The following is a 19,229-nucleotide window of genomic DNA, read 5'->3' on the forward strand; positions in this document are numbered from 1 at the left end:
AGCGGGTTCGGGCATCGGCCGGGCCGCGGCGCCGGCCTTCGGCGCCCAGGGGCGAGCCGGCCTTCGCCCGGGTGCTCGCCGAACGGGCCGGACTGCCCGCCGACGATCCGCGTCCGGTGATCCAGGCGGCCATGTTCGACGCGGCCCTGCGGGCGGCGGTGGAACACCACGTGTGGCACACCACGGAGCCGGCCCCCGACGCGACGGCGTCGAGGGCCGAACTGGAGCCGATGCCGCGCACGGCACTGATGTGGCGGCGCGCGCTATCGCGTAGCCGCTAGGCCTTGCGGTAGGAGTACGCCTCCTCCGCGGCCGCCCGCACCGCCGCGAGGTCGGCGCCCGTCGCCGCCGTGACCACCGCCGCCACCGCGCCCTCCACGAACGGGGCGTCCACCAGCACGGTGTCGCCGGGGAGTTCGTCGCCCTCGGCCAGGAGCGCCTTCACGGTCAGGACCGCGCTGCCCAGGTCGGTCAGGACGGCCACCCCCACCCCCTGGTCCACGGCCGCCGCGGCCGCCGCGATCAGTTCGGCGCTGGTGCCGAGCTCGCCGCCCTCGGTGCCGCCGGCGGGGGCCACGGGCACCGCGGTCCCGGCGCCCGCGAGTCCCTTCGCCAGCTCGGCGACCGACGCGGCCACCTCGGCGCTGTGCGACACCAGCACGATCCCGACCCGCTTGTCCTCACTCACCGTTCGCCTCCGCCAGCGCCGCGATAAGCAGGGCCGAGGAGGTCGCCCCCGGATCCTGATGGCCGATACTGCGCTCGCCGAGATAGCTCGCCCGCCCCTTGCGCGCCTGGAGCGGAGTCGTGGCCAGCGCCCCCTCCTCGGCGGCGGACCGCGCCGCTGCGAAACCGCCGTCGAGCGCGTCCACGGCCGGCAGCAGCGCGTCGATCATGGTCTTGTCGCCCGGCGCGGCACCCCCGAGCGTCATCACCGCCTCGACCCCGGTACGGAACGCGGTCGCGAACTGCGTCTCGTCGACCTCGGCGGCCTCCCCGAGCGCCTTGCCGGTGCGCCGCAGCAAGGTTCCGTACAGCGGGCCCGAGGCGCCGCCGACCGTCGAGATCAGCTGCCGTCCGGCGAGAGTCAGAACCGCGCCGGGAGTGTCGGGGGACTCCTTGTCCAGGGTGGCGGTCACGGCACGGAAGCCGCGCAGCAGATTGCTGCCGTGGTCGGCGTCTCCGATGGGCGAGTCGAGGGCGGTGAGCCGTTCCGCCTCTCGTTCCACGGACGCCGCGGTCGCGGTCATCCAGCGGCGGAAGAAGTCGGCGTCGAGCACGGATTCTCCTTGCGTGGTAGGTACGTTCACACCCGAGCGACGCCCGCTCACATGCCCCAGCGCAGCCCGGCCGTCTTCACCGGCGCGTCCCACAGCCGCAGCAGCTCCTCGTCGATCTGGCACAGGGTGACCGAGGCGCCCGCCATGTCCAGGGACGTGACGTAGTTGCCGACGAGGGTGCGGGCCACGGCGACCCCGCGCTCGCCGAGCACCCGCTGGACCTCGGCGTTGAAGCCGTACAGCTCCAGCAGCGGGGTGGCGCCCATGCCGTTGACCAGGACCAGCACCGGGTTGCGCGGGAGCATGTCCTCCAGGATCGCGTTCACCGCGAAGTCGGCGATCTCGCCCGAGGTCATCATGGGCCGCCGCTCCCGGCCGGGCTCGCCGTGGATGCCGATGCCCAACTCCAGTTCGCCGGGCGGCAGATCGAAGGTGGGGCTGCCCTTGGCGGGCGTGGTGCACGCGCTGAGCGCCACGCCGAAGCTGCGGGAGTTCTCGTTCACCTGCCGGGCGATCGCCTCCACCCGCTCCAGCGGCATGCCCTCGTCGGCGGCGGCGCCCGCGATCTTCTCCACGAAGAGCGTCGCGCCGGTGCCGCGGCGTCCGGCCGTGTACAGGCTGTCCGTGACCGCCACGTCGTCGTCGACGAGGACCTTGGCCACCTGGATGCCCTCGTCCTCGGCGAGTTCGGCGGCCATGTCGAAGTTGAGGACGTCGCCGGTGTAGTTCTTCACGACGAACAGCACGCCCGCGCCACTGTCCACGGCCGCCGCGGCCCGCACCATCTGGTCCGGCACCGGAGAGGTGAACACCTCGCCCGGGCAGGCCGCCGACAGCATCCCGGGCCCCACGAAACCGCCGTGCAACGGCTCGTGCCCCGAACCGCCACCGGAGACCAGGGCGACCTTCCCGGCCACGGGCGCGTCCCGCCGTACGATCACCCGGTTCTCCACGTCCACGGTGAGTTCGGGATGAGCGGCCGCCATGCCGCGCAGCGCGTCGGCGACGACGGTCTCGGCGACGTTGATGAGCATCCTCATGGGTACCTCCTGGGTGGATGGGCCGGACGGGTACGAACGAGTGCCTTATGGAGGCAGTATTGACCTTGTGGCCGAGTAGGTCACGGGAGGGCGCGGGGGGAGCGGCGGACCGTCAGGACGGCGATGTCGTCGTGGCGGCGGGTGTCGCCGGCGAAAGCACGGGCCTCGTCGTGCAGTGCGCGGGGCAGGTCCGTGGGGGACAGGGCGAGGTGCTCGGCGAGGCGCTCGTCCAGCGGGTAGAACGTGCCGTCCGCGGCGCGGGTCTCGGTGAGGCCGTCGGTGGTCAGCAGCAGCGTGCCGCCCGGCGGGAAGTCGAACCAGTCCACGGTGGTGGGCTCGACGGCGAGTTCGGCCAGCCCGAGCGGCACTCCGGAGTCCAGCGGCGGCACGGTGACCCGGCCACCGGTGAGGAGCCGGGGCGGGATGTGCCCGCAGTTGACCGCCTGCACCTCGCTGTCCGCGTCGATGCCGAGGACGAGCGCGGTGACGAACCGCTCGTCGTCGCCGGCCTGGTGGGCCTGGGCGTTGTGGCGTACGACGGCGGCGTCCAGGATGTCGACGAGCTTGGTGAGCGTGGGCTCCCGGTAGGCCGCCTCGCGGAAGGCGCCGACCACGGCGAACGCGGCGCCCACGGCGGCCAGACCCTTGCCCTGCACATCGCCGATCAGGATCCGGGTGCCCCAGGGCGAGTCGACGACGTCGTAGATGTCGCCGCCGACGAGCCGGTCCTCGTGCACCGGCTCGTAGACGCCGTTCACCAGGACGTCCTCGCTGACCACGGGCAGGGGGTGCAGGATGTGCCGCTGCATGGCCGCGGCGGCGGAGCGCAGGCTCAGCATCTCCCGCTCGCGCTGGACGCGTCGGCGGCAGGCGTAGACGGAGGTGACGCCCAGCGCGAGGGTGAGCAGCACCAGCAGCAGCCGGTCCAGCCAGTGCTCGGTGCCGGCCGGGCGGGTCAGCACCGAGACGGTGACGACCACGGCCGTCCACGCGGACACGAACCAGGTCTGCCGCTCCGTGCACAGCGCCGACGCCGTTCCCGGCAGGAACACCAGCAGGCCGAGCAGCCACACCCCCGAGCCGGACAGGGCGCCGAGGACCTCCACCAGGACCGTCACGGACACCACACCGGCGACGAGTTCGACGTTGCTCAACGGCTCGCCGGTGTCGAAGACTTCGGGGGACGTCCTGGGGGGTGAGGGTCTGGTGCTCATCTCTGTTCACGTTACGCAGCCCGGGCCACCGGCCCGGGACGGCCCGCCGAGCCGGAGGGCCGGAGGACCCGACAGGGTCCGCCCGGCCGCAGGCCTCAGTCGGCCACCCGCAGGACCAGCTTGCCGGTGGAGGTGCGCCCGCCCATCAGCCGGTGCGCCCCGCCCGCGTCCGACAGGGTGAACTCCGCGGTGATCGGCAGCTCGACGGTCCCGTCGGTCACCGTACGGAAGGCCCGCTCGGCCAGCGCCCGCAGTTCCCGTGGCGCGGTCTGGGCGAGGGCCAGGACGGAGAAGCCCGCGACGGAGCGGCCCCGGGCGTAGAGCTCGGGCTGGCCGACCTGCCAGGGTGCCTCTCCGCTCGCGTTGCCGAAGGAGACCAGGCGGCCGAAGACGGCCAGCGTGTCCAGGCCGCGGCGCAGGGTGTCACCGCCGACCGGGTCCAGGACGAGGTCGACGCCCCGGCCACCGGTGGCGCGGCGGACGTCCTCGGCGAAGGTGTCGGCGGTGAACACCTCGTCGTAGCCGTGCTTGAGCGCGTACTCGGCCTTGCCCGCAGAGGAGACCACGCCGTACACCGCCCCGGCGCCCGCCGCCCGGGCCAGTTGTCCGGCCACCGTGCCGATGCCACCCGCCGCGCCGTGCACCAGCACGCTCTCCCCGGCGCGCAGCCGGCCCACCTCGTGCAGCAGCGCGTGGACGGTCGGCAGGACCGTGGGGAGGGTGGCCGCGGTACGCAGACCCAGGCCCGCGGGGAGCGGGAAGACGGTGGCTGCGTCGGCGACGACGACCTCCGCGTAGGCGCCGCCGCCGACGAGGGCGGCGACCTCCTGTCCCGGGCGAAGCCCCTCGACGCCTTCACCGACGGCCCGGATCCGCCCCGAGAGCTCCAGGCCGGGCCGGTGGGGCAGCGAGGACACCCGGTAGCCCTCGGAGCGTGCCTTGAGGTCGGCGAAGTTCACGCCCACGAAGGCGGCGTCGATCGTCACCTGCCCACGGCCGGGCTCGGGGGCATCGGTCTCCACGACCTCCAGCACCTCGGGACCGCCGTACTCCCGGAACTCGACTGCGCGCATGGGTGACCTCTCGATCCAAGGTGTTCAACGGAAAGCGAACACTCGGACTGTAAGATATGGATCGAACACTCGGCAAGCGAGACGGGGAGCGGACATGGCGCACCAGGTGGCCGGAGGGGGCGGCAGTCATCGGGCCGCACCCGTGCACACGGATCCCGAGGACGTCACCGTCCAGGTCGCGCTGTCGGCGGTGGCCGATCCCGTACGCATGCAGCTCATCCGCGAGCTGGCGGGCTCGGCCGACTGGACGCGCAGTTGCGGCAGCTTCGACGTGCCCGTCGGAAAGGCCGCGCTCAGCCATCACTTCTCCGTGCTGCGCGGAGCCGGTCTCGTCGAGCAGCGGGACGAGGGGCCCAGGCGCGTCAACCGGCTGCGGCGCGGGGAGTTCGAGGCGCGCTTCCCCGGGCTGCTCGACCTCGTCCTGCGCGGCGACTGAAGCGTCGACCGCGGAGCGCACGGCGTGCAGGTGGGGCGCCGTGACCGCCGCGCGAGCCGCGAGCCGTGAGCCGCTTGCCGAAGACCGCGCGCCGGTAGCGGTGCGGGATCGGCAGAGCCTCGGCATCCCGATCAGCGTCGCGCACACATCCCCGGCCCGCCCTCCACGCTCGAGCCGCACCGGGTCCGCGACCAGCGGGTACTCCTCTTCGGCCAGGGGAGCGGGATCGAGTCCCCCGTCGCGCGTCCGGACCCGCAGCTGGACGCCGTCGGCCACGAGCGGCGCCGGCACGGGCAGCACCCGGAGGACGGCGCCCCGGTGGAGCGCCTCGACGTACTGCACGTCCGGCTGGTGGAGGATCTGCCCGGTGGACGGGTACGGATCCTCACCCAACGGCCACCAGGCCTGGCTGGACCGACTGGTCCGCGCCGCCCGCCGCTGACGTACCCGAGGACGAGACAGGAAGGCGAACGTCATGACCGAGAGGCTCACGGTCGCGGTGCTCGGCACCGGCATCATGGGGGCCGCTATGGCCCGCAACCTCACCCGCGCGGGGCACGAGGTCCGCGCCTGGAACCGCACTCGTGCCAAGGCCGAACCGCTCGCTCCCGCGGGGGCGTACGTCGCGGACACCCCGGCCGAGGCCGTGCGGGGGGCCGCCGTCGTGCTGACCGTGCTGCACGACGGACCCGCCGCCCTGGACGTGATGCGCCGGGCCGCGAGCGCCCTGCGGCCCGGCACGGCATGGGTGCAGTCGACCACCGCGGGCCTCGACGCCCTGCCCGGCCTCGCCGACTTCGCCCGCGAGCACGGACTCACCTTCTACGACGCCCCCGTGCTCGGCACCCGGCAGCCCGCCGAGGCCGGTCAGCTCACCGTGCTGGCCGCCGGGCCGGAGGACGGCCGGGAGAAGGTGACGCCCGTTTTCGAGGCGGTCGGCGCGAGGACGGTGTGGACCGGCGACGACGGTGCCGCGGGCAGCGCGACCCGGCTGAAGCTGGTCGCCAACAGCTGGGTCATCGCGGCCACGGCCGCGGCCGGCGAGACCCTCGCCCTCTCCAGGGCCCTCGGCGTCGACCCACGGCGCTTCTTCGATCTCATCGAGGGCGGACCGCTCGACATGGGCTATCTGCGCGCCAAGTCGGGGCTGATCCTCGAGGACCGGCTCTCCCCGGCCCAGTTCGCCGTGGGCACCGCCGCCAAGGACGCCCGGCTGATCGTCGAGGCCGGAGAGCGGGGCGGGGTCCGCCTGGACGTCGCCGCCGCGGGCGCCGCCCGCCTGGAACGGGCCGCCGCGCAGGGCCACGGCGACGAGGACATGGCCGCCGCGTACTTCGCGAGCTTCGACGAAGAGCACTGACCGCACAGGAGGAATCGAAGATGTCCGAGCCGCCGCTGCCTCCCGAGGCCCAGGAACTGCTGCGCCGCCCCAACCCGGCCGTGATGGCCACCGTCCGCTCCGACGGCGCGCCCGTCTCCACGCCCACCTGGTACGTGTGGGCGGACGGCCGCGCCCTGATCAGCCTGGACGAGGGCCGCGTACGCCTGAAACACCTGCGCCGCGACCCGCGCGTGACGCTCACCGTCCTGGACGGCGGGGACTGGGGCACGCATGTCACCCTCATCGGCCGTGTCGTCGAGATGTACGAGGACGAGGGCCTCGCCGACATCGACCGGATCGCCACGCACTACATCGGCAAGCCCTACCCGGACCGGGTCCGCGCCCGCGTGAGCGCCTGGATCGAGGTGGAGCGCTGGCACGGCTGGGGCGCGCACAAGGACAGCGACCAGGCGTCCACCTGAGCGTGGCGAGCCCCGTGGCGGCGGCCCGGGTCCGGTTCCACCATGGAGGGGGACGTGTGGGAGGAGGACACGATGTCTCACACCATGGAGTGGAACGTCCGCCTCTACCTCTTCGAGGAGGGGGGGACCACGAAAGCGCGGGTGGTACTGGACACCGGGAGCACGTCGCTCACCGGTCGCGGGGTCGCGCACCGCAACCCCCAGGACGCGGACGTGCCGGAGATCGGTGACGAACTGGCGGCGGGCCGGGCCCTGAACGACCTCGCCGGGCAGTTGGTCAGTGCCGCCACGCACGACATCGAGGCGATGGGGGCCTCCGAGTCCGGTCAGGGGGTCCGTCCGACGGTCGGCTGGTCGGTCTGAGACCTCCCCGAGCCGGTCAGCGGTCCCGCTGTCCGGGTCTGCGGAGAGCGAGGGCGTTGGCGGCGACGATCGCCCCGATGCCGACCCACTCCGGCAGGCCCAGTCCTTGCCCGAGGCCGACGAGTCCGACGAGCGCGGCGAGGACCGGGTTGACGCTCATGAAGAGCCCGAAGGCGCGGGCCGGGACGTGTCGCAGGGTGAACAGGTCCGCGAGATACGGGACTGCCGAGGAGAGGATCCCGGCCGTCACGGCGCACGCGAGGGCCCCGGCCGTCGGCGGCTGCCGTACCGCCAGCACGATGCCGACCGGCAGGAACAGCAGGGCGGACAGGGCGGCCGCGGCCCCCGCCCCCTCCGCACCCGGCAGGCGCTGCCCGACGGTGCGGTTCAGCAGGATGTACGACGCCCAGCAGGCGGCCGCCAGCAGGCCCAGGGCCATGCCGGCGTAGTCGGCGGAGGGCTGCGGCCGCATCAGGACCACGACTCCCGTGGCGGCGAGGAGGGAGTAGAGGGCGTCCACCCGACGGCGTGAGCCCGCCAGGGCGATCGCGAGCGGGCCGAGGAACTCCAGCGTCACGGCGAGGCCGAGGCCGATCCGGCCGATGGACGTGTACAGCGACAGGTTCATGGTGCCGAACACGACGGCCAGCAGGATCACGGGCCACCACTGCCGCCAGGTGAAGGCGCGCAGCCGCGGCCTGCCCACGGCCAGCAGGACGGCCGCGGCGACATACTGGCGCACCGCGACGACCCCGACCGGGCCGAGCACGGGGAAGGCGAGCGAGCCGATCGCGGCACCGGTCTGGTTGGCCAGGCCGCTGCCGACCATCGTGGTCACACCGGCGAGGCCGGCGCGGGCGGACTCCGGCCGCGGGAGGGCGACTTCGGGGGCGGGGGCGGGTGCGGTTCGGGCGCGCATGACAGGGATGGTGCGCCCCGGCCATGCATACGCAAAATGCGTATGGCGCTCGATCTATACGCTTCGATTATGGATATCGAGCTCCGCCAGCTGCGCTGCCTCGTGGCGATCGTCGACGAGGGTGGCTTCACCGACGCGGCGATCGCGCTCGGCGTCTCCCAGGCCGCCGTCTCGCGCACCCTCGCCTCGCTCGAACGGGTCCTGGGAGCAAGGCTGTTGCGCCGTACCTCCCGCGAGGTGACGCCCACCGGGACCGGGCTGCGGGTGCTGGCCCACGCCCGCCGGGTGCTCGGCGAGGCGGACGAACTGGTCCGGGAGGCCACCTCCGGGCACGAGCGGCTGCGCGTGGGCTACGCCTGGGCCGCCCTCGGCCGGCACACCTCGGCATTCCAGCGCCGATGGGCCGCCGCGCACGCCGGGACCGACCTCCAGCTGGTCCGCGTCAATTCAGCCACGGCAGGACTCGCGGAAGGCGCGTGCGACCTGTCCGTCGTCCGCAGGCCGCTGGACGACCGGCGGTTCGACTCGGCCATCGTCGGTCTGGAGCGAAGGCTGTGTGCCGTGGCCGCCGACGACCCGCTGGCCAGGCGGCGCTCGATGCGGCTCGCCGACCTCGCGGGACGCACACTGCTCGTCGACCGCCGTACCGGGACCACGACCGCCGAGCTGTGGCCGCCGGACGCCCGGCCCGCCACCGAGGAGACCCACGACGTCGACGACTGGCTCACCGTGATCGCCACCGGCCGGTGCGTCGGAATGACCGCCGAGGCGACCGCGCACCAGTACCCGCGCCCCGGAGTCGTCTACCGGCCGGTGCGGGACGCCGAGCCGATCGCGGTACGGCTCGGCTGGTGGCGCGACGACCCGCATCCGGCCACCCAGGCGGCGGTGGAACTGCTCACGGCGCTGTACCGGGGCGACACACCGGGGCGGTGAGGTCGGCGGTCCACAGCGGCGAAGACAGCGGCTGTTCGGCTCGGCTCAGGGCGCTGGGTGTCCGCCGCACTGCGGTCGTCAGTGGCTCAGGCGGGGGTGCTCTGTTTGGCTCAGGGCCCTGGGCGTCTGCCGCAGTGAGGGCGTCGGGTCTCGTCGCCGCTCCGGCGAGCGACGGCCCGCCGGAGACGGTGTTCCCTCGCCGTGCCCTACCCCCGGCGGCCGCCCGTCACAGGGTCTGGCGACGCCACTGGGGACCCACCTGCTCCCACTCCCGGCCCCATCGCTCCACGCGCCGCCGGTCCAGCCGCCACCGGGCCGCCGCGCCCACGCCGAACGCCGCGCCCGCCAGCGCCAGCGCGGCGGCCGAACCCAGGACGCCGGCCTCCACCGCGGCCGCCGTGGGGCTCGGCGGCTCGGGGGCGAGAGCGCCCCGGCGGTCCACCCATACGACCGTCTCGGCACCGGCCTTCCGGCCCCTGGCCACCAGCGTTTCGCCCGTGCGCGGGGTGCCGTCGTCGGCGGTCCAGCGGACCTTGGCCACGGCTTGCCCGCCCGCCGGGCCGACCGACGTCGCCGCCTTGGGGACGTCGGTCAGCAGGACGGCCGTGACCGGATGACGCTCGTTGCGCTCTCGGACGAACACCTCGTCGGCGGCGCCGGCCGTCACCATGCCGACGAGGGTGCCGCCGACGATGGCGACCACCCAGACGGCCAGAGCGATCCAGGCCTCGACGACGTCGTCGCGTCGGCGCAGCGGGTTGCTCCGCCAGCGCCACATCCGCCGCTTCGCGCACTGCGTGCCGTCCATCGGTCCGCACCTCCTCGTCGCTTCCTGCCGCTCGCTGCCACGAAACTGGCACCCACGGCCCGGGGACGGCATGGGCCGAACAGGTGGACCGAGGGACCGGTCGGGGTCCGACCGGCGGTCTGCAGCGGGCCGTTGGGCCCTGCGCGGGCGCGCTCGCGACCATCAGCTCCCTGCGGGGGACCAACGGCCCCTCACCGGCCGGGGGATCGGGTGCCCAGGCTCGAAGGACAGCAACGCTCCGGAGTGAGGACGGCACCATGCGCGGCACGTCTTTTGACGCCACGGCCCTGGAGACCCGCGTCGCGGCGGCCGTGGCCGCCCCTCGCTCCACAACTCCCAGCCGGGTCCGTGGGAGCGCGCGTGTTCAATCCCCTCGTCGCGCCGGCCCACTTCGGCCGGACCGCCAGGAGCCGCCCGCCGCCCTCGCCATGAGATCCGGAGCCGCGGCGCTGGAGTGGCCCGACCTCCCGCGGTCCCCGAGCCGGGCGGGAGGCCGCGCCCGCGTGCTCATCCGTCTCGGATACGGCGCCCAGGGGCCGATCACCCCGCGGCGCGCCGTCCGTTCGGTCATCGACTGACCCGGCGGCAGTCACCCGGACCGCGTCGGCCTGGAGGACCAGGCGGCCGGCAAGGTGGGGTACGTCTCGAAGACGCCGGACAGGCCGGTCAGCCAGAGCATCCGCAGGAAGCGAGGGCTGTCGGTGACCAGCCGTACCCGTCCGTTGCGGGCGAGGGCTCGGGACCGGGCCCGGCACAGGATGCCGAGCCCGCGGCAGTCGACGAACGACACGTCCCGCAGATCGAGCACCAGATCGGGGCACGGCGGGGCCGTGAGGGCGTCGAGCCGGGCCAGCAGCAGTGGTTCCGACTGCACGTCGAGTTCGCCGCGCAGTGCCACGACGGTGGCCTCCGGCCCGGCGGGCTCCGGGAGCGGCGGTGGCTGCCGGCGGGTGAGGTTCTCGGACATGGTCGAAGACAATCGGGAGCCGTCGGCGAGCCGGAAGGGCCGGTCGGCCCTACGTGCCGGTTCGACAGGGCCGTACGGACCCCCTCCGGCGGAATCGACCCCGACCGGCACGTCGGCCGGGACCGACCGGCCCAAGCGGGACCCCGCACACCCGCACACGCTGGAGAAAGGGGGAGCACACCGGTCCGGGGGGCCGACAGGAGGAGGCGACGGGCCATGACCGAACAGTTCTCGTCGAAGACGGCCGAGTTCCCACCCGTGGGCGACCTCGGGCGGCGCCTTGTGCAGCGCCGAACCCTGCTGGGCATGTCCCGTGAGGAGACGGCGGCTCGGGCGGGCATGGCCACCAGCTACCTCCGCTACCTGGAGGAGCAGCCCGTGGTGGCACCCGGCATGGGGGCGCTCCTACGGCTCGCGGGAGCCCTGCTCACCACCGTGACGGAGCTGACCGGGGGAGACGTCGAACGGCCGCCCGGGCCGGGCCGGGCGACTCCCCACGCCGAGTTCACCGCGCTCACCACGGCCGAGTGCCGGGCCCTGCTCGCCACCCACGGCGTGGGCCGCCTGGCTGTGCCCGCCGCGACCGGTCCCGCCGTCGTCCCCGTCAACTACACCGTCGTGGACGGCGCGATCGTCTTCCGGACCGCTGCGGGAGCCACGCCCGCGCTGGCGGCGGGCCTGCCGGTGGCATTCGAGGTCGATCGCATCGACGACGCCTTCAGCAGCGGCTGGAGCGTCCTCGTCCGCGGGTACGCCCGGGCCGTGACCGACCCGGCGCAGGTGCGCCGTCTCGCGGAGCGGGCGCACAGCGAACCCTGGGCGGGCGGGCAGCGCACACTGTGGATCCGGTTGGAGCCCCGCGTCATCAGCGGACGCCGGATAGCCGTGTGAAATCGAAGCACGCGGAGACGGAGCGCAGGACAGCGATCAGGCGACAGACGGACGGTCTCATGTACTCCAACGACGGATTCCGCGAACTCCACCGCCGCGAGTGCCTGCGGCTGCTGGCGAAGGTGCCGGTGGGCCGTATCGTCCACACCCGTCACGCGTTGCCGGCGGTCCTGCCGGTCAACTTCCGCCTGCTGGACGACGGCGCGGTGCTCCTGCGCACCGCCGCCGACTCGGAGCTGGCCAAGGCGATCGACGGTGCCGTGGTCGCCTTCGAGGCCGACGAGGTCGACGTGGCCACGCGGTCCGGCTGGAGCGTCGTCGTCACCGGACCGGCCTCCGTGATCACCGACCCCCGGGAGACCGCACGGCTGGACCGCGCGGGTCCGCGCTCCTGGGTGCCGTCGCCGACCGAGGTCTTCGTCCGGATCGAGCCGGAACTGGTGACCGGCCGTGAGCTCGTCGGAGGACGCACGCTGTACGGCGTCGACCTCTCCTCCTGAGCTCCGGCGGGGCCGTCCGGTCCCGTCGGCCCGGGTCGTGGGGAGCGACGCGGACGCGGAGGCCGCCGCCCACGCCTTCGAGGATGTCGAACGGCGCGGTGTCGGACCGGACGTAGTGCGCTGTCGGGCGCAGCGATGCGCGCCCGATCCGCCGTACCTCGTCCCGGCGGCCGGCCCGGGACAGCGCGAGCTCGCGGCGATGGGCGCCGGTCCGAGGACGCCGTGACGCGCTTCAGCCTCGCCGATCTGCGCGAGCGGCGTCCCGAGGTCGCCGTCGAGGCCCGCACCCTGCGCACCTGCCCGGCGCGCGCCCTGGTGGAGGCCACGCGCGACTGCGCCGTCGCCGTGATCGGCGCGCACCGCCGTCGCGGCGCCTCGGTCCGGTCGCGTCGCGCGCACCCCGCCGCACCGCTCGCACTGCCCCGTGGTGTGCTGGTGACCATGGCCCGCCGGGGTCACGCCGCTACGAGGCGCACCCCGGTGACCAGGTCCGGGCGGATCCGCACCGCGTGATCCATCGTCTGCTGCGACCACGGGCGCAGGACGGCCGCGTAACGCGCCAACTCGTCCGCGTCCGTGACCAGATGGGCGTACCCCGTGACGACCACGCTCCATCCGAGATGCGTGTCGGGATCGATGACGTCCGCCTCGTACGCCACGACCACACCCGGCGCCCCGGACTGGCGTGTCCTGGAGGTCAGCGCCGCGCCGTCATGGGTGCGGATCACGATGTCCCCGTCGTCCAGGACATGGTTGACCGGGCGGATCGTGGGCAGCGCGTGCTGGGTGAAGACGATCCGTCCGAAGGACACGCTGCCCAGCAGTCGCAGTGCCTCGGCGCCGTCGAGCTCGACGCTTCGGCGCGGTCCTGTGTCGTCACGCATGATGGGCTTCCGTACGGGTCGCGGACGAGTGTCTCTCGTCGTGTGGGTGTTCGATCAGATCATTCGAACCAGGGCGGGGCCGGGCGGGCTAGGGCCGTTCGGCCCCGCGTCCTCTCCGGCCGGCCCCCCGGCCCTCGGGACCGGGCCGGGCGTCCCGGCGCGCATGCGGGTACCCGTCGGCCGTACCGCCGAATCAGGGCCGACCGGCCCTGGCCTTTCGGCCCATGAGGGGTCGAAGATCGCTTCCAGGAGCGCGACAGCCGAACAGGACGAGGAGCAATTGATGGCGGACGGCGAACGGCCGGGTCCCGGCGACCCGATCCGGGTCTTCCTGCTGGACGACCACGAGGTGGTCCGGCGCGGCGTGCACGATCTGTTGAACGACGAGCCCGACATCAGCGTGGTCGGTGAGGCGGCCACGGCGGAGCAGGCCCTGGCCAGGGTGCCCGCGCTGCGCCCGGACGTGGCGGTGCTCGATGTCCGCCTGCCCGACGGCGACGGCGTGACCGTCTGCCGTGAGCTGCGCTCCCGCCTGCCCGAGTTGGCCTGTCTGATGCTGACCTCGTTCGACGACGAGGACGCCCTGCTCGACTCGATCATGGCAGGGGCGTCCGGTTACGTGCTGAAGCAGATCCAGGGTTCGGACCTGGTGTCGGCCGTGCGGACCGTCGCCGCGGGCCAGTCGCTCCTCGATCCGAGCGCCACCACCCGGCTGATGGCGCGGCTCCGGCACGACCAGCGGCAGGAGGAGGAGCCGGACGCGCTGCCCGGCCTCACCGGGCGGGAGCGGGAGATCCTCGCCCTCATCGGTGAGGGTCTGACCAACCGCCAGATCGGCCAGCGGCTCTTCCTCGCGGAGAAGACCGTCAAGAACCACATCTCCCGGCTGCTGGCCAAGCTCGGTGTGGAGCGCCGCATCCAGGCGGCCGTCATCGCCACCCAGGCCCAGGACCGGCTGCGGCGACAGGAGGGGCACTAGTCCCCATCCCGTGACGGGTGTCGACGAGGGCGCGTACGATCCGGAGCGCCACGACGTGGTCCGTCAACCTTTCGACCTGGCCGGATGCTGTGTCGCCACCCGTCCCCGACCGTTACGGTGGCCCTTGAGAGACGGGGCGAGGGGACGTGGAGGAACCGGTGGAGAGCCAGGAGCAGGCCGGCCAGGCCCGGGTACGGCTGCCGCAGCTGAAGCTGGACGAGCTGCTGGAGGAGCTCCAGGCCCGCCTGGACGCGGCCCGCGGCACCCGGGACCGGGTGCACAGCCTGCTGGAGGCGGTGCTGTCGGTCGGGCGGGAACTGGATCTGGAACAGGCGCTGCACAGCATCGTCGAGGCCGCGGCGGTGCTGGTGGACGCCCAGTACGCGGCGCTCGGGGTGATCGGGGCGGACGGCAAGCGCCTGTCCGCCTTCCACACGATCGGCGTCAGCGAGGAACAGATCGCCAAGATCGGCCCGTTCCCCCAGGGGCACGGCATCCTGGGGGAGCTGATCCGCCACCCCGAGCCGCTCCGTTTGACGAAGCTCTCCGAGCACCCCGCCTCCTACGGCTTCCCGCCCCACCACCCGCCGATGAACACCTTCCTCGGCGTCCCGATCCGGGTCCGCGACCAGATCTTCGGCAACCTGTATCTGACCGAGAAGGCGGGCGGGGCGCAGTTCGACGAGGAGGACGAGTCGGTCCTGTCGACCCTCGCCGTGGCGGCCGGCGTGGCCATCGACAACGCCCGCCTGTACGAGGAGTCCCGGCTGCGGGAGCGCTGGCTCCAGGCCAACGCCGAGATCACCCACAGCCTGATGTCCGGGGCCGCGCGGGGCGAGGCGCTGGGACTGATCGCCCGGCGCGCCAAGGAGATCACCGGTGCCGTCCTGGCCGTGGTGGCGATGCCGGTGGAGGACACCGACGCGCTGCGGGTGGAGCTGGCCGTGGGCAAGGGCGCGGAGGCCCATCGGGGGCTGGTCCTGCCGGTGGACGAGAGCCTGATCGGCCGGGCTTTCGCCACGGCCGCTCCGGTCACCAGCGCGGACGTCACGCGCGACGAGCGCGTCGCGAAAGGCGGCCCCCGGTACACCGGGCTCGGACCGGCCGTGGCCGTGCCCATCGGAACGGGCGACGGGGCGCGCGGCGTCGTCCTGCTGGTGCGCGCGACGGGCCGGACGGTCTTCTCCGCGAAGGAGACCGAGCCGCTGCGGGGGTTCGCCGCACAGGCCGCCATCGCGATGGAGCTGGCCGAGCGGCGCCGGGACGCCGAGGAGATCGCGGTGCTGAAGGACCGCGACCGGATCGCCCGCGACCTGCACGACCTGGCGATCCAGCGGCTTTTCGCGACCGGTATGACCCTGCAGAGCGCGGGTCGCTTCATCGAGCACCCGGAGGCCGGGGACCGGGTGGCACGGGCCGTGGACGACCTGGACGAGACCATCAAGATCATCAGGTCGACCATCTTCGGGCTGCGGGTGCGCGAGGAGGGGGCCGGGACCGGGCTGCGCGCCCGCGTCGTGCGGGCGGCCGGGGAGGCTGCGCCCGTGCTGGGCTTCGCGCCCAGTGTGCGGATGGAGGGCCTGGTCGACACCGACGTGCCCCGGGAGATCGCCGACCAGGTGATGGCCGTGCTCTCCGAGGCCCTGACCAACGTCGCGCGGCACGCCCGCGCCGGCCGGGCCGAGGTGGTGCTGGAGACCGACGGCCGTGAGGTGCGGCTGTCGGTCACCGACAACGGCGTGGGCATCCCGCCTGAGGGCCGCCGCAGCGGTCTGCGGAACATGGCCGAGCGGGCCCGACAACTCGGCGGCGACCTGGAGTTGAGCGCACCGGAGGGCGGAGGGACCCGGTTGTTGTGGCGGGTTCCGGTTCCGCCCGGGGAGTGAGGACCCGGTTCGGGCGGTAGTGCTTCGCCCCCGGGATCAGTTGACGCACAGCACCAGCACGCACAGCCCCGAGGGTGACGTGGCGGAGGGCGAGGGGGCCGGCGAGGCGGGCTGTGTGGCGGTGGCCGAGGGCGTGGCGGGGACCGCCGTGGGCTCCGGGATCGTCGCCGTGACCGGCTGGGACTGGGCGGCCGAGGTCGCGGTCGTCGCGGGCGAGGTGGGCGTGCGCGGCTGGGCCGTGCTGGGTGTGGTGGCGACGGACTGCTCGCGGGGCGCGTTGGTGGCGGTCGGGGGCGCGGTGGGGGTTTTGGGCCGGGACGGCGGCGGGGCGGTCGGTGTCGACGCCTCCGTAGGCAGCGCCGAGGCCTGCTCCTGGGTCACGCCCATGGCCGTGTCGTCCGGCGCGGTGGTCGCCTGGGCGCGGTTCGCCGACTGCCCGTTCAGCGAGGCGACGGTGAGACCGCCGCCGACCAGGGCGACAGCGGTGGCCACCACGGCCTTGCGCTGGTTCTTCTTCCAACGGGCCCGCTGACGTCGCCGAGCCGCACGTCCCTGCGGCGCGGCGGGCATGGGGTCGGTCTCCGCCCGGGGCGCCGCGGCCGGGCCCTGGGCGGGGAGAGCGATCTCGTCCCACGGGTCGCGGGCGAGGGGTGCCGCGGGAGCCATCGGCAGGGGAGGCGCGATGTCCGGGGCGTAGGCGCCGCACCCGGGGCACACCAGGGCGCCGTTGAGATGCCGACGGCATGTGGAGCAGTAGTCCATCCGCGGTCTTCCTGATTCGGGGTTCGCCTGGGGGACCGATCCGCGCCCGGCATCGGTCCCTACGGGGTGTCAATCCGCACGTGGGACCTCCGCGCACATGGGAGTGATCGGCCAGAACCGTAGCGAGCCTTTCGACAGACGGTGTGCAGCCTGTGCGCCACTCCTGCACAGAACCAGTGGCGCCGCTTCACCCGTGCGGCACGACCGCGACCGGGCACCGTACGTGGTGCATCACCGCGTGTGCCACCGGACCGGTGTGGGTGCCGATCCTGGCCGGACGGACCTTGCGGCCGACGACGAGCAGCCCGGCGTCCCGGGCGGCGTCGAGCAGCCCCTGCGCCGGGCGCCCCTCCCCGACCAGCGCCTCGACCCGCACCGCCGGATACTTCTCCCGCCACGGAGCCAGCACGGTCTCGACCGCCCGTTCGGCGGCTCGCCGGACCTCTCGGTGCGCCTTCGCCTCCAGCGCGGTCGGCACGTACGGCAGGCGCCAGGCGTGCACCACCCGCAACGGCGCGGCGCGCGACGCCGCGCTCTCGAAGGCGAAGGCCAGCAGCTCCTCACACGCGTGCGCCGGGTCCACGCCGACGACGACCGGCCGGTACGGCGTGTGCGCCGACGGCGTGCCCGCCCCGTCCGGCTCGTGCTCGTCCGCGAGGGTTTGGTCGGCCCGGACGAGCACGACCGGCCGCGTCGCACGGGCCACCGTCGCCAGGGCCACGGAACCGGCCATGAAGCCGCCGAGACCGCTGAACGCCCGGCTGCCGAGGACCAGGAGCTCGGCCTCGTCGCCCTCCGCGAGCAGGGCGTCGACCGGGGAGCGGGAGACCTGGTCGGCGCTCAGGTACACCTGCGGGTAACGCTCGTTGACACGGTCCATGGCACTCCGCAGGACGCGCCGCGCCCAGTAGCGCGGAGCCTCGAGCTCCGGCAGGTCCGACTCGCCGGGCGCGGCACCGCCCTCCCAGGCGTGCACCAGACGCAGCGGCAGACCGCGTCTGAGGGCCTCCCGGGCCGCCCAGTCGGCCGCGGCGAGGCTCTCACGTGAACCGTCCAGTCCTACGACGACGGGGCGCAGCATGACCGACACCTCCCGGAGCGCGGCCCACACGGGTGTGCGGGTCCCGCACTGTCAGGATCCCGCGCCGCGATCGCGTCCGACAGGGGCCGCCACGGCCCGTCCCCAGGGTCGAACGGCCCTTTGCCGCGACTCACGGCAGCTGGGCGGCCGGGACTCGCCGGATCGCCGCACGGCGCACTCCGGTTCCCGTGAAGACCAGCGCGGACGCCGCGACCGCGGCGAGCAGCAACAGGCCCAGCGCGTACGAACCGTAGGCGCCGTAGAGCGAGCCCATCAGCAGGGGCGGGAGGAAGCCGCCGAGGCCGCCCGCCGCCCCGACGACGCCGGTCACCGAGCCGGTGCGCTCCGGCGGGGCGAGCAGGGCCACGAAGGCGAACGTCGCCCCGCTGCCGGCACCCAGCGCCGCGGCCATGGTCAGGAATGCGAGGGTGCCCACGGGGGTCAGCGCCGGGGTGAAGGCCTGGGCGAGCGCGCCCGCGACCACCGCCGCCAGCGCGGCGGCCAGCACCCGCACCGGCCCGAACCGGTCCGACAGCCAGCCGCCGACCGGCCGCATCGCCACCGCGAGCAGCACGAACCCGGCCATGCGGTTCGCCGCGTCCGCCTGGCCGAGTCCGTAGCCGGTCCTGAGGTACGTCGGCAGGTACACGGAGAAGGCGACATAGCCGCCGAACGTCACCGCGTAGAGGGCGGACGCCTGCCAGGTGACGCCCATGCGCACGGTGGCCGCCAGTCGGCGCGCGAGCGGCTCGACGGGCGTCGACCGCCCGGGTGCGTCGCGCAGGAACACGGCGGCCACGACCGCGTAGCCGAGCAGGACGGCGGCCGTGACGAGGAACGGGTTCGCGGTGCCGTACGCGTCCACCAGCTTCACCGTGGTCAGCGCGCTGATCGCCGTACCGCCCATGCCCGTCCCGAAGACACCGATGGCGAAACCTCGCCGCTCGGGCGGGAACCAGGCGCTGACGAAGGGCACGCCGACGGCGAACGCCGTCCCCCCGATCCCGAGGAAGAACCCGCCGATGAGCAGCGCGGTCAGTGAGGAGTGGCCGGCGAGCCCGAGAAAGAGCACCGGCACGACCGTCGCCGCCGACACCAGCGCAAACATCGTGCCGCCGCCGAAGCGGTCGGTCAGCGCGCCGACCGGTATCCGCCCCAGCGACCCCACCACGACCGGAACGGCCACCAGCAGGGACTGCTCGAACGAGGACAGATCCAGGTCGTCCTTCAGCCGCGGGCCGAGCGGGCTGAGCAGCGCCCATGCCCAGAAGTTCACGGCGAACCCGAGGGTGGCCAGGGTCAGCATCAGCCAGGCACGCGAAGGCACCTGGCTGCTCGGGGGCTTGGGGGGCGCTGACGGGGGCATCACGGGATCCCTTTCGGTGTGCGGGCGGCTCTGTGATCAGA

The 19,229-nt window shown here is 73.9% G+C and carries 23 protein-coding genes; 11 read left to right on the plus strand and 12 right to left on the minus strand.

What is annotated here, in order from left to right; all coding sequences use genetic code 11:
* Positions 1-71: 71 nt before the first annotated feature.
* A complete protein-coding gene (locus ACWDRW_RS14810) occupies positions 72-281 on the plus strand; it encodes a hypothetical protein (RefSeq protein WP_451723226.1) in 210 nt (69 codons plus the stop codon).
* Here ACWDRW_RS14810 and ACWDRW_RS14815 read toward each other — a convergent pair.
* The 5 genes from ACWDRW_RS14815 to ACWDRW_RS14835 all read right to left on the minus strand — a co-directional run bounded on the left by ACWDRW_RS14815 (position 278) and on the right by ACWDRW_RS14835 (position 4,607).
* Positions 278-688, minus strand: coding sequence for a PTS-dependent dihydroxyacetone kinase phosphotransferase subunit DhaM (locus tag ACWDRW_RS14815; RefSeq protein ID WP_451723228.1), 411 nt, complete (start codon positions 686-688; stop codon positions 278-280). The genes ACWDRW_RS14810 and ACWDRW_RS14815 overlap by 4 nt on opposite strands.
* Entirely contained in the window at positions 681-1,280 is a 600-nt protein-coding gene (dhaL, locus tag ACWDRW_RS14820) for a dihydroxyacetone kinase subunit DhaL (RefSeq protein ID WP_451723230.1), read from the minus strand. The genes ACWDRW_RS14815 and dhaL overlap by 8 nt, the downstream gene beginning before the upstream one ends.
* A 47-nt stretch (positions 1,281-1,327) precedes the next feature.
* Positions 1,328-2,320, minus strand: coding sequence for a dihydroxyacetone kinase subunit DhaK (gene dhaK, locus ACWDRW_RS14825; protein ID WP_451723232.1), 993 nt, complete (start codon positions 2,318-2,320; stop codon positions 1,328-1,330).
* An 80-nt stretch (positions 2,321-2,400) separates the two neighbouring features.
* On the minus strand, positions 2,401-3,534 hold the full coding sequence (locus ACWDRW_RS14830) for a PP2C family protein-serine/threonine phosphatase (protein ID WP_451723234.1): 1,134 nt from the start codon (positions 3,532-3,534) through the stop codon (positions 2,401-2,403).
* Between the two features lie 95 nt (positions 3,535-3,629).
* On the minus strand, positions 3,630-4,607 hold the full coding sequence (locus tag ACWDRW_RS14835) for a quinone oxidoreductase family protein (RefSeq protein WP_451723236.1): 978 nt from the start codon (positions 4,605-4,607) through the stop codon (positions 3,630-3,632).
* A 94-nt stretch (positions 4,608-4,701) separates the two neighbouring features.
* Here ACWDRW_RS14835 and ACWDRW_RS14840 point away from each other — a divergent pair, with 94 nt between their 5' ends.
* The 4 genes from ACWDRW_RS14840 to ACWDRW_RS14855 all read left to right on the plus strand — a co-directional run bounded on the left by ACWDRW_RS14840 (position 4,702) and on the right by ACWDRW_RS14855 (position 7,209).
* Complete coding sequence (locus ACWDRW_RS14840) at positions 4,702-5,043, plus strand: ArsR/SmtB family transcription factor (RefSeq protein WP_451723239.1); 342 nt, start codon at positions 4,702-4,704, stop codon at positions 5,041-5,043.
* 475 nt (positions 5,044-5,518) lie between these two features.
* Positions 5,519-6,403, plus strand: a complete 885-nt coding sequence (locus ACWDRW_RS14845; protein ID WP_451723241.1) for an NAD(P)-dependent oxidoreductase — start codon at positions 5,519-5,521, stop codon at positions 6,401-6,403.
* Positions 6,404-6,423: 20 nt separating this feature from the next.
* A complete protein-coding gene (locus ACWDRW_RS14850; RefSeq protein ID WP_451723243.1) occupies positions 6,424-6,846 on the plus strand; it encodes a PPOX class F420-dependent oxidoreductase in 423 nt (140 codons plus the stop codon).
* 72 nt (positions 6,847-6,918) lie between these two features.
* Positions 6,919-7,209 carry a DUF1876 domain-containing protein gene (locus ACWDRW_RS14855; protein ID WP_451723245.1) on the plus strand — a complete coding sequence of 97 codons (291 nt, stop codon included), beginning with the start codon at positions 6,919-6,921 and terminating at the stop codon, positions 7,207-7,209.
* A 16-nt stretch (positions 7,210-7,225) separates the two neighbouring features.
* Here the strand turns inward: ACWDRW_RS14855 and ACWDRW_RS14860 are convergent, their stop codons facing one another.
* Positions 7,226-8,128 carry an EamA family transporter gene (locus ACWDRW_RS14860; RefSeq protein WP_451723247.1) on the minus strand — a complete coding sequence of 301 codons (903 nt, stop codon included), beginning with the start codon at positions 8,126-8,128 and terminating at the stop codon, positions 7,226-7,228.
* Positions 8,129-8,197: 69 nt separating this feature from the next.
* Here ACWDRW_RS14860 and ACWDRW_RS14865 point away from each other — a divergent pair, with 69 nt between their 5' ends.
* A complete protein-coding gene (locus ACWDRW_RS14865; protein ID WP_451723249.1) occupies positions 8,198-9,064 on the plus strand; it encodes a LysR family transcriptional regulator in 867 nt (288 codons plus the stop codon).
* Between the two features lie 226 nt (positions 9,065-9,290).
* Here ACWDRW_RS14865 and ACWDRW_RS14870 read toward each other — a convergent pair whose 3' ends face one another.
* Entirely contained in the window at positions 9,291-9,872 is a 582-nt protein-coding gene (locus ACWDRW_RS14870; protein WP_451723251.1) for an Rv1733c family protein, read from the minus strand.
* A 589-nt stretch (positions 9,873-10,461) separates the two neighbouring features.
* Positions 10,462-10,839, minus strand: a complete 378-nt coding sequence (locus ACWDRW_RS14875) for an STAS domain-containing protein (RefSeq protein ID WP_451723254.1) — start codon at positions 10,837-10,839, stop codon at positions 10,462-10,464.
* A gap of 216 nt (positions 10,840-11,055) precedes the next feature.
* Between ACWDRW_RS14875 and ACWDRW_RS14880 the strand changes: the two genes are divergently transcribed.
* From ACWDRW_RS14880 to ACWDRW_RS14890, 3 genes are all read left to right on the plus strand, one after another.
* Positions 11,056-11,730: a helix-turn-helix domain-containing protein gene (locus tag ACWDRW_RS14880; protein WP_451723256.1), complete on the plus strand. Its 675-nt coding sequence runs from the start codon at positions 11,056-11,058 to the stop codon at positions 11,728-11,730.
* 59 nt (positions 11,731-11,789) lie between these two features.
* A complete protein-coding gene (locus ACWDRW_RS14885; RefSeq protein WP_451723258.1) occupies positions 11,790-12,230 on the plus strand; it encodes a pyridoxamine 5'-phosphate oxidase family protein in 441 nt (146 codons plus the stop codon).
* 222 nt (positions 12,231-12,452) lie between these two features.
* Entirely contained in the window at positions 12,453-12,743 is a 291-nt protein-coding gene (locus ACWDRW_RS14890) for a hypothetical protein (protein WP_451723259.1), read from the plus strand.
* Here the strand turns inward: ACWDRW_RS14890 and ACWDRW_RS14895 are convergent.
* A complete protein-coding gene (locus ACWDRW_RS14895) occupies positions 12,686-13,114 on the minus strand; it encodes a pyridoxamine 5'-phosphate oxidase family protein (protein ID WP_451723260.1) in 429 nt (142 codons plus the stop codon). The genes ACWDRW_RS14890 and ACWDRW_RS14895 overlap by 58 nt on opposite strands.
* Positions 13,115-13,397: 283 nt before the next feature.
* Between ACWDRW_RS14895 and ACWDRW_RS14900 the strand changes: the two genes are divergently transcribed.
* Together ACWDRW_RS14900 and ACWDRW_RS14905 are read left to right on the plus strand one after the other, a co-directional pair.
* Positions 13,398-14,093: a response regulator gene (locus ACWDRW_RS14900; RefSeq protein WP_451723262.1), complete on the plus strand. Its 696-nt coding sequence runs from the start codon at positions 13,398-13,400 to the stop codon at positions 14,091-14,093.
* Positions 14,094-14,251: 158 nt separating this feature from the next.
* On the plus strand, positions 14,252-15,979 hold the full coding sequence (locus ACWDRW_RS14905; RefSeq protein WP_451723264.1) for a GAF domain-containing protein: 1,728 nt from the start codon (positions 14,252-14,254) through the stop codon (positions 15,977-15,979).
* A 36-nt stretch (positions 15,980-16,015) separates the two neighbouring features.
* On the opposite strand, the gene ACWDRW_RS14910 is transcribed toward ACWDRW_RS14905, so the two are convergent.
* The 3 genes from ACWDRW_RS14910 to ACWDRW_RS14920 all read right to left on the minus strand — a co-directional run bounded on the left by ACWDRW_RS14910 (position 16,016) and on the right by ACWDRW_RS14920 (position 19,188).
* A complete protein-coding gene (locus tag ACWDRW_RS14910; protein ID WP_451723266.1) occupies positions 16,016-16,741 on the minus strand; it encodes an SCO2400 family protein in 726 nt (241 codons plus the stop codon).
* Between the two features lie 187 nt (positions 16,742-16,928).
* Entirely contained in the window at positions 16,929-17,822 is an 894-nt protein-coding gene (locus tag ACWDRW_RS14915; protein ID WP_451723267.1) for a universal stress protein, read from the minus strand.
* 130 nt (positions 17,823-17,952) lie between these two features.
* Positions 17,953-19,188 carry an MFS transporter gene (locus ACWDRW_RS14920; protein WP_451723268.1) on the minus strand — a complete coding sequence of 412 codons (1,236 nt, stop codon included), beginning with the start codon at positions 19,186-19,188 and terminating at the stop codon, positions 17,953-17,955.
* Positions 19,189-19,229: the final 41 nt, after the last annotated feature.

This window comes from Streptomyces sp. NPDC003635, from assembly GCF_053587635.1.